Genomic DNA, 14424 nt, shown 5'->3' on the forward strand with positions numbered 1-14424 from the left:
CCCATGGGCATCTTCGATCGTCTTGCCTCACTCATCAAGTCGAACGTCAACGACATGATCTCCTCCGCCGAAAATCCGGAGAAGATGCTGAACCAGATCATCGTTGACATGCGCGACCAGTTGGTGAAGGCCAAGCAGCAGGTCGCGGCGGCCATCGCTGACGAGAAGCGGTTGCATGACCAGTTCGAGTCGGAGTACAAGCAGTCGCAGGACTGGGAGCAGAAGGCGATGCTCGCCATCAAGGAGGGGCGCGACGACCTCGCCAAGCAGGCCCTCGTCAGGCAGAGCGAGCACTACGCGCACGCCCAGCAGCTCGAGACCACGTGGCAGTCGCACCAGCTCGAGACCGAGAAGCTCAAGAACGCCCTGCGTGACCTCAACGACAAGATCGAAGAGGCCAAGCGCAAGAAGAACCTGTTGCTCGCGCGCCAGCGTCGGGCGCAGGCGCAGAAGCGCATCTCCGAAACGATGTCCGGTCTGTCCGAGAAGTCGGCCTTCGAAGCCTTCGCCCGGATGGAAGAGAAGATCGAGCAGAACGAGCGCATGATCAAAGCGTCGTCGGAGATCGACGAGGAGTTCTCGGGCGATCGCCTGCAACGTGACTTCAAGCTCCTGGAGAAGTCGTCGACCACCGTCGGTGCCGACGCGCAGCTCCTGGCGCTCAAGCAGAAGATGGGGCTGCTCCCCTCGGCGTCTCCCGCCGAGAAGCGCCAGCTCGGGGCCGGCAACGTGCCGGCCGAAGAGACGGTGCACGCGGAAATCGAGGAGCCCGACCACAAGCAGAACGGGTGACGGGACACACGTCTCCCACCTTCAAGGTCGCGCCCGTCCTGGCATCGACGGTCGCGACCGTTCTGTTGTTGGGGCTGTTGTTCAAGGCGGCGGACATCTTCCTGCTGCTGTTCGTCGCCATCCTGTTCTCGCTCTTCCTCGGTGCCGTGCGCGACGCGCTCGTGCGCCGGTTGCGGCTGCCGGCATCGATCGCCTTCGCGCTCGCCGTCCTCGGGACGCTCGCCGCGGTCGCCGGACTCGTCACGCTGCTCGTCCCCCCGGTCGTCGAGCAGACGCAGCAGCTCGTGGGGAACCTCCCCAACTACGTCAGCGCCTGGCAGGGGTGGCTGCAGCGCCTGCTCCTGCGGTATCCGCGCCTGCAGGAGCTGTGGAGCGCCGAGTCGGGGAAGCTCGTGGGAGGGATCGTCTCGCAGGCCGAAGGCGCGATGAGCGAGATCCTCCCGCAAGTCGTCGGGATCGGTCACGCCGTCGTGAACATCGTCTCGATCCTCGTCATGGGGATCTTCCTCGCGCTGCACCCCGGGACGTATCGCGAGTGGCTCATCGCGCTCTTTCCGCCCACGCGCCGCGACATGGTCCGCGACGTGTTGCGCGACCTCGCGAGCACGCTCAAGTCGTGGCTCGTGGGGCAGCTCATCGCGATGGCCGTGCTGGCCGTCCTCACCGCCATCGGGCTCTACGCGCTCGACGTTCCGTACTGGCTCACCTTCGGCGTCTTCACCGGCGCGGTCGCGATCATCCCGTTCTTCGGCACGCTCGTCTCGTCCACCATCCCCGCGCTCTTCGTCCTTGGCGGTGAGGGAGTGTTCGGGGTGACACCGGGAACGCATGCCCTGCTGGTGATGATCCTCGGCTTCGTGATCCACATCATCGAGGCCAACTTCGTCGTCCCGCTCATCACGGCCAAGCAGGTGGAGATCCCGCCGGTGCTGAGCATCATGGCCGTGCTCGTCGTCGGTCGCCTCCTGGGCCCGATCGGCCTACCGGTCGCCGTTCCGCTCCTCGCGGTGATGATCGTGATGGTGCGGCGCGTCCTGATCAACCGGATCTACGAAGGGCAGGGGACGCAGCGCGCCGGCAAGGAGCGGGTGCTCATCCTGCGCGTCCCTGCACCTGACGGTGGCGTGCTCGTGGCCGCCGACCCCCCGCTCGACGTCCTCCGCCTGAGCGACCTCCGCCGCCCCGCGTAGATGATCTTCGAGCCCGCGTTCGAAACGCTCGACACCGATGCCATGCGCGCGCTCCAGGGACAACGCCTGCGCGCGCTGGTGGCCACCGTGCAGCAACGGGTCTCGATGTACCGCGAGCGCCTCGCGGCCACCGGGATTGCGCCTGACGACATTCGCTCGATCGACGACATCACGCGCCTTCCGATCACGCGCAAGGACGACCTGCGCGATCACTATCCGTTCGGGCTGCTCGCCGTCCCCCGCCAGCAGGTCATGCGGGTGCACGCCTCGTCAGGCACCACCGGGAAGGCCACCGTGGTCGCCTACACGGCAAATGACGTGGACCTGTTCGCGCGCGTCAACGCCCGCGCCTTGGCCATGGCCGGCGCCGCGCCCGGGATGATGCTGCACAACGCCTATGGCTACGGCCTGTTCACGGGCGGCCTCGGCATTCACTACGGCGGCGAACGTCTCGGCCTCTCGGTCGTCCCCGTGAGCGGCGGGATGACCGAGCGACAGCTCACCCTCATCACCGACTTCCGCCCCGAGGTCATCACCTGCACGCCGAGCTACGCCCTCACGCTGGCGTCCGAGTTCCGGCGTCGCGGCGTCGATCCGTCCGACATCTCGCTGCGCTACGCCGTCCTCGGGGCCGAGCCGTGGACCGACGCCATGCGCGCGCAGATCGATGAGGCGTTAGGCGTGACCAGCACCAACATCTACGGCTTGTCGGAGATCATCGGTCCCGGCGTGTCCAACGAGTGCGTCGAGGCGCGCGACGGCTCGCACGTCATGGAAGATCATTTCTACCCCGAGATCCTCGACCCCGACACCGGGCGCCCCGTCCCCGACGGCGAGGAAGGCGTCCTGGTGATCACCACGCTCACCAAGGAGGCGCTCCCCCTCCTGCGCTATTGGACCGGCGACATCACCTCCCTCGTGCGCGGGCGCTGTGCCTGCGGGCGCACCCTCGTCCGGATGCGACTCATCAAGGGACGCACGGATGACATGCTCATTATTCGTGGTGTCAATGTCTACCCGAGCCAGATCGAGGCGGTGTTGGGTCGCATCGTTGAACTCGCGCCGCACTATCGCCTCGTCGTCAGTCGCGACGGGACGCTCGATGCGATCAGCGTACACGCCGAGGTCTCGGAGTCGTTCTTCCGTGAGGTGGGGCGCGGCGTTCTCTCGGCTGACGTCATCGAAGCCGACCACCGGCTGCGTGCGCTGCGCGAACGCATCGCCGCCCTCCTGCGCGACCTGATCGGCGTCGCGATGGCCGTCGAACTCATTCCGCCGGGCGAGGCCCCCCGCTCTGAGGGAGGGAAGCTCAATCGGGTGGTCGATCGCCGCCCGCGGTAGTCGGGCGACCAGTCCGTTACGGCGATTCGGCGTGTCGCACTGGGCCGTAGCATTGCGCTTGCAGGAGGGGTGGTCAGTCCTCACAACGCCCTCCCGTCCGCAGCGCCGGGGGAGGGTCCGTTCGGTCGTTCTGACCGCATCGCCGGTTTGGCGCGGCGGTCGAACGAGGAACCACTCCGTACAAATGCCGAAGATTTCCGTCATACTTCCTGCGTACAACGTCGCCGAGCACTTGAAGGAGTGCTTGGCGGCGCTCGTGACGCAGCGAGTGGACGGCGCCGACGTCGAGTTGATCCTCGTGGACAACAACTCGACGGATGCGACGGTGGCGATCGCCGGCGAGTTCTCCGATGTGCGCGTGCTACACCAGCCGGTTCAGGGCTCCTACGCGGCACGGAATCTCGGCGTGCGCGAGTCGACCGGCGGTATTGTGGTATTCCTCGACCCCGACTGCGCCCCGCGTCCCGGCTGGCTGCGAGCCGCGGTGAGGGGGCTCGACGCGCCGAAGACCCAGATTGTGCTCGGGCGTCGGTACTACGGTCCGTCGCGGGCATTGGCGCTACTGTCCAAGTACGAGGACGAGAAGATTCAGTGGATCCTGCGCCGCCGGTGCACCGACCAGGTCTATGGCTACACCAACAACATGGCGGTGCGGCGCGCATTGCTCGACACGTATGGCCCGTTCCCTGAGCGCAGTCGTGGCGGCGACACGATGTTCGTGCAGCGTGTGGTGCGCGCGCTGGGGACCGACGCCGTCGCCTTCGTGCGCGAGATGGGGGTCGATCACCTCGAGGTGACGCAGCTGGCGGACTACTATCACAAGCGCACCATCTACGGCGCGAGCAACGAGCGCCTGTCGCAGGAGGTCCCCTTCCGCCCCCTCTCGAGCGGTCAGCGATTCGCCGTGCTACAGGCCCTGCTGCTGCGCGGCCGGGTGGCGCCGTGGGATGCGGTCGTGCTGCTGGCGCTCCTCGTGCCCGGCGCCATCGCATACGATCGGGCCCGGCGAGGGGCGAGATGACCGCTCCCTCGACGCGGCGCGAGAGTGCCGGCGAGGAGGTGAGTGTGTTCGACGCCAGTCCCGCCCTTCGCCACCCGCGACAGTTCCTTGCCGATGTCCGCCGCGACCTGCGGGTCACGATGGACCTGGCCCCCCAGATGGCGCGACGCCAGATCGTCGCGCGCTATCGCCGATCGGTGCTCGGCTACCTCTGGCTCCTGCTCGTCCCGGTGAGCACCGCCGCGGCGTGGCTGTTCGTGCGGGCGAGTGGCGCGTTGCACATGACGAGCAGCGGCGCCCCGTATCCCCTCTACATCGTGGCGGGCCTCTTCCTCTGGCAGGGCTTCCTGCGGGCGCTCAATGCGCCGCTGCAGCAGGTGAACGCCTCGCGCGCCGTCATCTCGAAGATCCGCTCTCCGTGGGAGGCGGTGATCGCGGCCGGATGGGTCGAGACGGTCTTCGAGTTCGCGATCTTCGTTCTCGTCCTCCTGCTCGCGATTCCGCTGTTGGGGGAGTGGCCGGGCCTCGGGATGCTCTCCGCGGTGGTTCCCATCGTCGCGCTGCTCCTGCTGGGCGCCGCTCTCGGGCTGCTCCTCGTCCCCCTGGGGTTGCTGTTCGACGACATCCCACGCGCCGTGGTCGTCGGCTCGACGTTCCTCTTCTTCGTGACGCCGATCGTCTATCGCCCCCCCAGCTCGGCGTTAGGCACCGTGACGTTCCGGCTCAACCCCGTCGCCGTGCTCCTGGATGCCGCGCGCTCGGCACTGGTCGGCGATGCGCCGGTGGCGCCGGCACTCGTGCTTCCGTGGGCGTTGGTGGCACTCCTCGCCTTCGTCGTCGGCTGGGTCGCCATGCGCGTCGCCGTCCCGCACCTCGTGGCGCGCCTGTGAGTGCGCGAGTCGTACTCGAGGTCGACGGGATCTCGAAGAAGTTCGCCCGTGGATTCTTCGGGGCGCGGCGCTCGGCCCTGCGCGACATCTGGCGCGAGATCGCGGTGTGGAACACGAGCCCCCGCGATCGCCTCCATGCCGCCGAGTTCTGGGCGTTGCACGAGGTGTCGTTCGCGCTGCGCGAGGGCGACGCCCTTGGCATCATCGGCGCCAACGGAGCGGGGAAGAGCACGCTGCTCAAGGTCCTGTCGCGCCTGCTCAAGCCCGATACCGGGAGCGTGAGGATCTCGGGGCGCGTGGGGACGCTCATCGAGCTCGGGGCCGGCTTCAATCCGGTGCTCTCCGGTCGCGAGAACGTCTTCGCGCAGGGCGCGCTGTACGGCTTTGGCGTACGACAGATGGCCCAGCGACTCGAGGCGATCGTCGATTTCGCCGACATCGGCGAAGGGATCGACAAGCCGGTGCAGCACTACAGCAGCGGCATGCGTGCCCGGCTCGGATTCGCGGTGGCGGTGCACGTCGATCCGCAACTCCTGCTGGTTGATGAGGTGCTGGCGGTGGGCGACCTGGCCTTCCAGAACAAGTGCATGCGCCACATGCGCGAGTTCCGCGAGCGCGGCGGGACGCTCGTCTTCGTGGGTCACGCGGGGCATCAGGTGCAAGCCGCGTGCGACCGTGCGATCGTGCTCGAGCGCGGGGAGTGCCGGTTCGACGGCGACGTCGTCGACGCCCTCGACTACTACTTCCGTCAGCAGCAATCCGGCGACGCCATCCCCGTCACCGCCGGCGGTTCCGGTGCGGCGCTCCTGCAGATGGCGGCCGGCAACGCACAGGGGGTGACCATGGGCGACGTCGTGGTGCGCGGGGCCGCGGGCGCCCCGAGCTCCGGCGCGCCCGCCGACATCATCGCGCCCTACACCGCCGAACGGGCGCATCCGCGGGCGCTGCTCTTCTGCGCCTTCTACTCCATCGATGGGCAGCGCGCGCTCGCGGGCGCGGCGCTGGAGATTCCTGGCGGGCTCGTGGCCGGCGCGGCCTCCGTGCACGCGCGACTGCCGCGTCTCCCCTTCAACGAAGGGAGCTATCAGTTGCGGCTGGCGCTGATCGACATGGAGCTGGGGTACCCGGTCGCGCTCAAGGGATGGATGGACCAGTCGGTGCGCGTCACGGTCGACGGCGACGCGTCGGTGGTCTCCAACTTCGGTCGCATCATCGACATGCCGGTGATGCTCGCCGTCGAGATCGGACGCGCCGATGCCAAGCCGCGCTGCGGTGTTCACGGATCGTGGTCGCGCCCGGGGCGTGGGCGATCTGCTGGCGATGGTCGCGCCGGGTCCGTCGGACGACCGTTCGACATCGAAGCGCGCCACTTCTACCGGACGGCGGTCGATGGGTAAGCGCCTGTTCAATGCGGAACTCACGCGCGCCATCGACGCCGACCTGAACGCCACGCATGGCGACCATCGCTGACGTGCGCGTCGCCCTCGACCGGGCTCGGGGCTTTGTCGCGGCGACCCCGCTGCCGAGTGGCGAGGTGCCGATCGACTTCATGCACACGGGGATCCCGGGGCGCGAGCGAGTGTCGGCGTGGTGTACCAACTGCTTCGCCACGATGTTCGCCTGCCATGCATTGGCCGAGGAGTCCTCGCCGGTGGCGCGGACGATCATCGAGCGCGCGCGCCCGTTCCTCGAAGGCGAGTTGATCCCGCCGGGGATCTGGAACTACTTCGCCGAGGGGGGGACCCCTGCGCCAGCGGGGTCCGCGGGACCGGCTGGTGTGCTGAGTCTGGCGGGTGGGGGCGCGTTCGAATCCCGGTGGTCCGGGCAACAAGGGCGGTGGCCGTCTGGGGCGGGGAGCGGGGGACCCCGGCGGGCGGGCGGGGCTGGTGGCCGCGATTGCGTTGCCCTCCCTTCGGCGGGGGCGCGGTCCCGAGACACGTGCGGGTGAAGGGGGCGGCGACAAGTGGTATCCGACGCGCGTTCTTCTCGGCGCGGCGGCGGGGGGGGCGGGGGGGGGGGGGGGCGGGGGCGGGGGGCCGGTGATGTGGTCGGCGCGCTTGGGGGGCGGGGCCGGGGGTCGATCGCGCGATCGTTTCTCGGCGCGGAGCGGGGGGCGGGCGGGCGGCCCACGGGCGGGCTTCGGATGCGGGATGGTACGAATCGCGGAGCTACACGACGGCGCTCGCGTGCGAGAGCCTGGCCCTGTACCTGAAGGCCGAGAATGCGTAGCGCCCTCCGCATGAATCAGTGGTGGAGCGGGAAGATCCCGCCGGCGCTCGCGGCGGCGTACCTCGCGGCGTGCGTCAATGCGGGACCGCTCGATGTCACCGCGATGGCGCGGAACCTCGCGCTCTTCCTCGTGTCATCGCTCGGCATCGGGGGGATCGGGTACCTGCTCACCGACGCGTTCGACGTCGAGGAAGACCGGCGCATCGGAAAGCAGAACGGATGGTCGGCGTTGTCACCGCTGGCGCGACTTGTGGTGAGCACGTGCCTCCTGGCCGCCGCTGCGCTCCCGTGGCGCTGGCTGCCTAACGCACGGCTCGGGGCGTCGCTCGTGGTCCTCGAGATGCTGCTCTTCCTGCTCTATGCGGTGCCACCCATCCGGCTCAAGGAGCGCGGAGTGGCCGGCATCGTGACGGATGCGGTGTATGCGCACGTGCTCCCGGTCGCGGTGGCGTGGACCGTGTTTGCTGGCCCCCCCGACACACGCGGCGACGAGGTGCTCATCGCCTTGTTCCTGCTCTGGATGCTCGCCATGGGGATGCGCCACCTGGCGCGACACCAGCACGACGACCTCGATCGCGATCGCATGGCCGGCATCAGGACGTTCGCCGCCGGGCGTGGGCGCGACGGCACGATGCGGTGGATCGTGCGGCGCCTCCTCCCCGTCGAGATGGTCGCCGCGCTGTCGGCGCTCGCCTGGGCCCTCCCCGTAGCCCCGTTGCTTCTGGCGGGGTTCGTGGTGCACGCGTTCTGGGAACTGTACGTGGTGCGGGAACGCTGGATCGCGCCGCTCCCCCCGTGGCGGGTGATGAGCGACACCGAACGGCACGACCTGCTGGCGCAGCGGGTCCTGTCGGGGTTCGTCGAGCGATGGCTGGCACCGCTCGCGCTCCTGTCGCTCGTGGTGCATGACGCACGGGCGCTCTGGCTCGTGCCACTGCACCTGCTGGTGGCCGGCGCACCACTGCGCACCTGGTGGCACGACGTGCAATCCCTCCCCCGATTCACGAAGAACCCCGCATGACCCGCACTCGCGTCCTCCTGCACATCGGCTTCCACAAGGCCGGCTCCTCGTGGCTGGAGCAATGGCTCGCCCGACATCCGCAGGTCAGGTTTACGGCCGGGACCTTCGCCGGGCTGCGCACGCCGATGGACATCTGCCGCGAGGCTGCGCGCGGCGACCGCGACGTCCGCTGGCTCGCGATGAGCGAGGAGAACTGGACCGGGGGGCTCGTCTTTCCCGAGGGCTACTTCTACCTCCTGCTGCGCCACCAGGGCTTCCACAAGCGCCCCCCCGCCATTCGCGAACACCAGGCGCGTCTGGCCGACGAACTCGTGGCGATGTACCCGGGCGCACGCGTCCTGATGATCACGCGCGGGTTCGCCGGGGCGCTGCGCTCCGTGTACTCGCAAGTCGTGCGAATCGGTGGCGACCTGTCCTTCCACGACTTCCTGCAGGAGTACGAGCTGCAGATCGCCGCCTGGCTCAACTACGATCACGTCGTCGCAACGTACCGCGCCCGCTTCGGTGCCGAGAACGTCACCGTGCTCCCGTTCGAGGCACTGGCCGCTGGCGAAGCGTCTTTCATCCGCATCCTCGAGGAAGAGCTCGCGCTGGACCACGAGGACATGGCCATCGGCCGCGTGCTTCCGTCGCTGTCGCCGGCGTTGCTCAAGGGCTACTCGACGCTCTCCCGTCGCATGCTCGCGCCCGTCGCCCGCCACTTGCGGAATTATCGTGCGATGCAGATGTACTTGGCCTATGCCGGCCTGGTGGTCGACAAACCATGGGCCAACGCGATCGTGGGCACACTGTTCGGTCGTGGTGCCGATCCCTCCGCGCTCACCGTGCCTGACGAGTACCTGGAGCGCTTTCGCGGAACCGCCGCCTCGCTCGCCGTGCTGCCACGATACGCGCCCTATCGCGCCGCGTACCTCCTCGACGACGCCGCCCCGTGACCCGGCGCGTCATCCTTGGCCTGCCCGAATGGAACCTCAACGGCGTCTGCATCTTTGCCGCCAACCTCGTGCGTGCGCTCAACGCGCGCGGACAGGACGCCCGACTCTTCATCACCGAAGAAGGATCGCCGCTCGTCGACTATCCGCGGGTGGGCGCGCCGCCGCCAGCCGACATCCCAGTCGACCGACTGCGCCTGACAGCGTACGACCGCTGGAGCGATGCCTGGATCGGGGTCGAGCGCTACCTCGAGGAGCAGGCCCCGTGCGTCTACATCCCTAACCACGACTTCCGCGCATCCTGTGTCACGCCGCGCCTGTCGGAGCGCGTCACCGTCATCGGGATGATCCACGCGGACAACGCCCTGGAGTACGAACACGTCGGCAGGCTGGCACGCCATTGGGATGCGGTCGTCGCCGTCAATCCGTCCATCCGGCGTCGCGCCGCGATGGAGATGCCCTGGCTCGCCTCCCGACTCGCCGCGATCCCCATCGGTGTCCCGCTCCCTGCGCGCGTGGCCGAGCGCACGCCATCCGACGTCTTGCGGCTGGTGTATCACGGCGAGCTGCGCGCGCACCAGAAGCGGGTGCTCGATCTGGTGGGGATGCTCGACCTGCTGGTCGCGCGCGGCGTGCGCGCGCAGCTCACGCTCGTTGGAGACGGCCCGGCGCGCGCCGACATCGAGGCGCGCGGGAAGTCGCTGATCGCCGCCGGGCACCTGGTCCTCCGCGGCGCCCTGCCGCACGCGGAAACGCTGGCCGAACTCGAGCGGCACGACGTGTACGTGCTCGCCTCCGAGTTCGAGGGGACGCCTAACGCCATGCTCGAGGCGATGGCGCGTGGCTGCGTCCCGGTCGTCTCCGACCTCGAGACGCTGGCGAGCGTAGTCGCTCACGACGACAACGGGCTGCGCTTCCCGCCGGGTGACGTCGACGCCTTCGCCACCGCGGTCGCTTCGCTCGCCGCCGCCCCCGCGCGCCGAGCGGCCATGGCGGTGCGCGCCGCGGCGACGGTGCGCGATGGAACGTGGGCGCTCCACGCCATGGTCTCGGCGTGGATCGCGCTCTTCGAGCGCGTCGAACAGGCCAAGGCGGCATCACCTCGCCGTCCGCGCGCGCGCATGAGTCCTCCCGCACCGACGATGGGTGGCGTCTCCATCCTCCCGGGGCGATTCGACGGCTCCGCACGCCTGGCCAATCGCGTCCCGATGTGGCCCGATCCGCTCCCTCCCGCCGAGCGTCAGCCCACACGTGCGCCGCATACGGCGCCGCTGGCTGACCACCGCATCGTCTTCGCCGCTACGTCGGGACGCATCAGTGGCGTCGACATCTTCGCCGTGCACCTCGTGCGCGCCCTCGCGGCGCGCGGGTTCAACGCCGAGATTCTCGTCACCCGCCCCGACGAGCCGGTACCGGATCCCCTCCCGTTTCCCGCCGACGTTGCCGTGCGGCGCCTAACGGTGACCCCTCGCACGTCGTGGCGCGCGCGCTGGCGCTTGCTCGTCAACGACCTCGAGCGCGACGGCGCGCCCGTGCTGTACGTCCCCAACTACGACTGGCGACACTCCGGCATCTCGCCCACGCTGGCCAGCACGGTCAAGATCGTCGGCATCGTGCACAGCGATGATCCGCAGCACTACGAACACGCGCTGCGCCTCGGTGAGGCGTGGAACGGAATCGTCGCCGTCAGCGACGCCATCGCGCACGAGATGCAGGCGCTGGCGCCACGCTTCACGCCGCGCCTCGAGACGATCCCGTACGGCGTCCCGGTGCCGCCGAGCGCGGTGCCGCGAAGCCGGCAGGGCGGGGAGCCGCTGCGCATCGTCTACGCCGGTCGCCTCGCGCGATACCAGAAGCGTGCGCTCGACCTGGTCGGTATCGCCGACGCGCTCGTCGCGCGCAACATCCCGTTTGAGCTCACCGTGGCCGGTGGTGGGCCCGACCAGGGCGACTTCCTTGGCGCGGCAGCCCGTCACCTGGTCGAGGGGCGGATGCGCTTCGTGGGCGGATTGCCGAACGAAATGGTGCAGGAGCTGCTCACGCGTGCCGACGCGTTCCTCTTGCCGTCGGCGTTCGAGGGGCTCCCAGTCGCCCTCCTCGAGGCCATGGCGTGCGGCGCGGTCCCCGTCGTCTCCGACATCCGCAGCGGGGTGCGGCAAGTGGTGCGGGACGGCGAGAACGGCTACGTCGTTGCGCCTGGCGAGGTGCAGGGTTTCGCCGATCGGCTCGCCGAACTTGCACGCGATCCCGCGCTCGTGTCGCGCATGTCGTATGCGGCCCATCGCGCCGTGCACGACGGCCCGTTCACGATCGACGCGATGTGCGAGCACTACCTCGCCTTCTTCGACCGCGTGGCGCGCGAACCATTCGCCCGTCCCGTGGGAGCGGCGCGACATCCGGGGGACATCACCGGCCTTCGCGCGTGGCTCCCGCCGGAGCTACCCACCCCGGTGCAGGTCTCGGCGCGTCTGCGCCAGCTCGCGCGCGGCGCCGTCGGCGCTCGCTGAGGCAACCGTGCGCATCGTCGTCACCTCGCCCAACTGGACGCTCAACGGCGTCAACGCATTCAACGCCACGCTCGTGCGCGGGCTGCGAGCGCGCGGACATGACGTGACGTTGCTCCTGACGGGGTCGATGTGGCGCGATGACAAGCCCCTCCCCATCCCCGACGACCTCGCGGTGTCGCACCTCGCGCTGCCGTCCGTCGCCACATGGCCCGCCCGATGGACTGCGTTGCAGCGCTCCCTCGAGGCGGCGGCCCCATGCCTCTACCTGCCCAACCACGACATCGCACACTCCGGCATCTCGCCGGCGTTGTCGTCGCGCGTCGGGATCCTGGGCATCGCACATAGCGACGATCCGCAGCACTACGACCACGCGCGGCGTCTCGCGCCGTGGTGGAACGGCGTCGTCGGGGTGAGCGAGACGATCGTGCGCGCGCTGGGCGCGATGGATGAGGTACGGGCAACTCCGGTGACGCACATACCGTACGGCGTCGCCGTCTCCGCCCGCTCAGATGTCGCCAGTCGCGCGCGCCAACGCTCGGCTCCGGGGGAACCGCTCCGCATCGTCTACGCCGGACGACTCGAGGACCGACAGAAGCGCGTCTCGGATCTCATCGCCATCGCGAGCGCGCTGCGGGCGCGCGCGGTGTCTTTCGAGCTGACGATCGCGGGCGACGGTCCAGCGCGCGGGCATCTGGCGACGGCGGTGCGCGAGGCACGGCTTGAAGATGTCGTGCGTCTGGTCGGCACGGTCCCCATGGACCAGATGGCCGAACTGTATCGTGCGCACCAGGTCTTCCTTCTGCCGTCGGCCTTCGAGGGACTTCCGCTCGCCTTGCTCGAATCGATGGGGCAGGGATGCGTCCCCCTCGTCAGCGACATCGCCAGCGGCGTGCCCGAGCTGGTGCGTGACGGCGAGATCGGCTATCGAGTCGCCGTCGGCGACGTGGACGCGTTCGCCGAGCGGCTGGCCCTTCTGTCGCGCGAGGCCGACCTGTGTGCGGAGATGTCGAGCCGCGCGCGGGATGCGGTCGCACGCGGACCGTACGGCATCGACGAGATGGTGGACCGCTACGAACGCCTGCTCGGCGACATCTGGTCGGAGGTGACGAGCGGTCGATATGCACGCCGCGCCGCCGACATCGTCCCCCCGCCCGGGCTCGACTGGCGCGCGCAATTGCGCGCGCCGCTGGCCGCACTGCGCGATCGTCCGCGCGGGAGCGCCTGACATGCGCGTCCACGCCTTCGCCCGTCGCTTTCCCAGTCTCTCCCAGACGTTTGTCCTCAATCAGTGTACCGGACTGCTCGATCTCGGTGCGGAGCTGACCGTCTTCGCCGATGGGGCCGACACCACCGGATTGTCGCACCCCGATCTCGTGGCCAGCGACATCACGAGTCGGGTTCGCCACTACGGCATCCCTGAGCCGTGGAGCCGCCGGCCGCTCCCCGCGTTGCAGCTGATGACCGCCGCGTCGCCGTTGTCCGTGCGTCAGCGTTTCGCGTTGCTCGCTCCGTGGCGTGGCGGCCGTGAGGCGGCGTCCGGCCGCCTCCTGTTCGAGGGCGCAACGGTCGCGCGTGAACGAGCGCCCGATATCCTGCACGCGCACTTTGGCCCGGTCGGTGCCATGGTCGACGCGCTGCGCGACGCGGGCGTGGTCGCCGCGCCCCTCGTTACCACGTTCTACGGCTACGACGTCTCGCGAACCCCGGCGTCGCGCTATCGGAGGCTCTTTCGCAACGGCGACGCGTTCCTGGTGTTGAGCGAGGCCATGCGGGCGCGCCTGCTCGCCATGGGGGCGCCGTCCGAGCGTGTGTACATCCACCGACTGGGCGTCGACCTCGCGCGCTTTGCCCCGGCGGCCGGTACCCGGCCCGACGTGCGTGGCCAGCTGCACCTGCTGTCGATCGCTCGCCTGGTGCCCAAGAAGGGAATCGCGGATGCGCTCCGTGCCGTCGCGCGCGCACGCGCGAGCGTGCCAACGATCCGCTACACCATCGTTGGCGATGGTCCACTGCGCGCAGAGCTGGAACGGCTCGCCACGTCGTTAGGTGTCGCCGACGTGGTGCGCTTTGCCGGGTGGATGGCGCAGCAGGATGTGCTGGCGGTCGCGCGGACCGCCCACGCCGTGCTCGCCCCGAGCGTCACCGCGCCCGACGGTGATGCGGAGGGGACTCCCGTCGCGATTCTCGAGGCCCAGGCGCTCGCCCTTCCCGTCGTCGCCACTCGGCATGCTGGGATTCCCGAAGTCGTGGTGGATGGCGAGAGCGCCCTGCTCGTGGATGAACACGATGTCGAGGCGCTCGCGTCGGCCATCGTCACGCTCGCCGATCCGCAGGTGGCCGAGCGCATGGGCGCGGCTGGACGCGCGCTGGTCGAGCGGCAGCACGACATCCGACGACTCAATCGGGAGCTGCTCGCGCGCTTCGAGTCGTTGGCACGACGCTGACGATCGCACCACGAGCGACGCGCTGGCCGCGGCTCGTACGGGCGTTCCGGTACCACCGTTCGCGGAGCACCGTTACCT

12 protein-coding genes are annotated in these 14424 nt (G+C 69.4%); all 12 read left to right on the forward strand.

Going from position 1 to position 14424, the window contains the following annotated elements; all coding sequences use genetic code 11:
- Nucleotides 1-3: 3 nt before the first annotated feature.
- The 12 genes from IPN47_06060 (at nt 4) to IPN47_06115 (ending at nt 14346) form a co-directional block, all read left to right on the forward strand.
- Nucleotides 4-792 (forward strand): PspA/IM30 family protein, encoded by a 789-nt coding sequence (locus tag IPN47_06060; GenBank protein MBK9407607.1) that lies wholly within the window; start codon nt 4-6, stop codon nt 790-792.
- On the forward strand, nt 789-1982 hold the full coding sequence (locus IPN47_06065; protein MBK9407608.1) for an AI-2E family transporter: 1194 nt from the start codon (nt 789-791) through the stop codon (nt 1980-1982). Before IPN47_06060 ends, IPN47_06065 begins: the two co-directional genes overlap by 4 nt.
- Complete coding sequence (locus IPN47_06070) at nt 1983-3323, forward strand: phenylacetate--CoA ligase (GenBank protein MBK9407609.1); 1341 nt, start codon at nt 1983-1985, stop codon at nt 3321-3323.
- A 184-nt stretch (nt 3324-3507) separates the two neighbouring features.
- Nucleotides 3508-4344, forward strand: a complete 837-nt coding sequence (locus tag IPN47_06075) for a glycosyltransferase family 2 protein (GenBank protein MBK9407610.1) — start codon at nt 3508-3510, stop codon at nt 4342-4344.
- Nucleotides 4341-5213: an ABC transporter permease gene (locus IPN47_06080; GenBank protein MBK9407611.1), complete on the forward strand. Its 873-nt coding sequence runs from the start codon at nt 4341-4343 to the stop codon at nt 5211-5213. The genes IPN47_06075 and IPN47_06080 overlap by 4 nt, the downstream gene beginning before the upstream one ends.
- Nucleotides 5210-6610: an ABC transporter ATP-binding protein gene (locus IPN47_06085; protein ID MBK9407612.1), complete on the forward strand. Its 1401-nt coding sequence runs from the start codon at nt 5210-5212 to the stop codon at nt 6608-6610. Before IPN47_06080 ends, IPN47_06085 begins: the two co-directional genes overlap by 4 nt.
- A gap of 56 nt (nt 6611-6666) precedes the next feature.
- Entirely contained in the window at nt 6667-7161 is a 495-nt protein-coding gene (locus IPN47_06090) for a hypothetical protein (GenBank protein ID MBK9407613.1), read from the forward strand.
- Nucleotides 7162-7434: 273 nt separating this feature from the next.
- The gene (locus tag IPN47_06095) at nt 7435-8463 is read left to right on the forward strand and encodes a UbiA family prenyltransferase (GenBank protein MBK9407614.1); all 1029 of its coding nucleotides are present in this window, start codon (nt 7435-7437) and stop codon (nt 8461-8463) included.
- Nucleotides 8460-9398, forward strand: coding sequence for a sulfotransferase (locus tag IPN47_06100; protein MBK9407615.1), 939 nt, complete (start codon nt 8460-8462; stop codon nt 9396-9398). The genes IPN47_06095 and IPN47_06100 overlap by 4 nt, the downstream gene beginning before the upstream one ends.
- Nucleotides 9395-11902, forward strand: coding sequence for a glycosyltransferase (locus tag IPN47_06105; GenBank protein ID MBK9407616.1), 2508 nt, complete (start codon nt 9395-9397; stop codon nt 11900-11902). The genes IPN47_06100 and IPN47_06105 overlap by 4 nt, the downstream gene beginning before the upstream one ends.
- A gap of 7 nt (nt 11903-11909) precedes the next feature.
- Nucleotides 11910-13127, forward strand: coding sequence for a glycosyltransferase family 4 protein (locus IPN47_06110; protein MBK9407617.1), 1218 nt, complete (start codon nt 11910-11912; stop codon nt 13125-13127).
- A 1-nt stretch (nt 13128) separates the two neighbouring features.
- Entirely contained in the window at nt 13129-14346 is a 1218-nt protein-coding gene (locus IPN47_06115; GenBank protein ID MBK9407618.1) for a glycosyltransferase, read from the forward strand.
- Nucleotides 14347-14424: the final 78 nt, after the last annotated feature.

This window comes from Gemmatimonadota bacterium (genome assembly GCA_016719105.1).
Taxonomy (GTDB): Bacteria; Gemmatimonadota; Gemmatimonadetes; order Gemmatimonadales; family Gemmatimonadaceae; genus SCN-70-22.

Coding starts and splice junctions, on each gene's coding strand:
- IPN47_06060 (MBK9407607.1), top strand. CDS start 4: ATGGGCATCTTCGATCGTCTTGCCTCACTCATCAAGTCGAACGTCAAC.
- IPN47_06070 (MBK9407609.1), top strand. CDS start 1,983: ATGATCTTCGAGCCCGCGTTCGAAACGCTCGACACCGATGCCATGCGC.
- IPN47_06075 (MBK9407610.1), top strand. CDS start 3,508: ATGCCGAAGATTTCCGTCATACTTCCTGCGTACAACGTCGCCGAGCAC.
- IPN47_06080 (MBK9407611.1), top strand. CDS start 4,341: ATGACCGCTCCCTCGACGCGGCGCGAGAGTGCCGGCGAGGAGGTGAGT.
- IPN47_06090 (MBK9407613.1), top strand. CDS start 6,667: ATGGCGACCATCGCTGACGTGCGCGTCGCCCTCGACCGGGCTCGGGGC.
- IPN47_06095 (MBK9407614.1), top strand. CDS start 7,435: ATGCGTAGCGCCCTCCGCATGAATCAGTGGTGGAGCGGGAAGATCCCG.
- IPN47_06100 (MBK9407615.1), top strand. CDS start 8,460: ATGACCCGCACTCGCGTCCTCCTGCACATCGGCTTCCACAAGGCCGGC.
- IPN47_06115 (MBK9407618.1), top strand. CDS start 13,129: ATGCGCGTCCACGCCTTCGCCCGTCGCTTTCCCAGTCTCTCCCAGACG.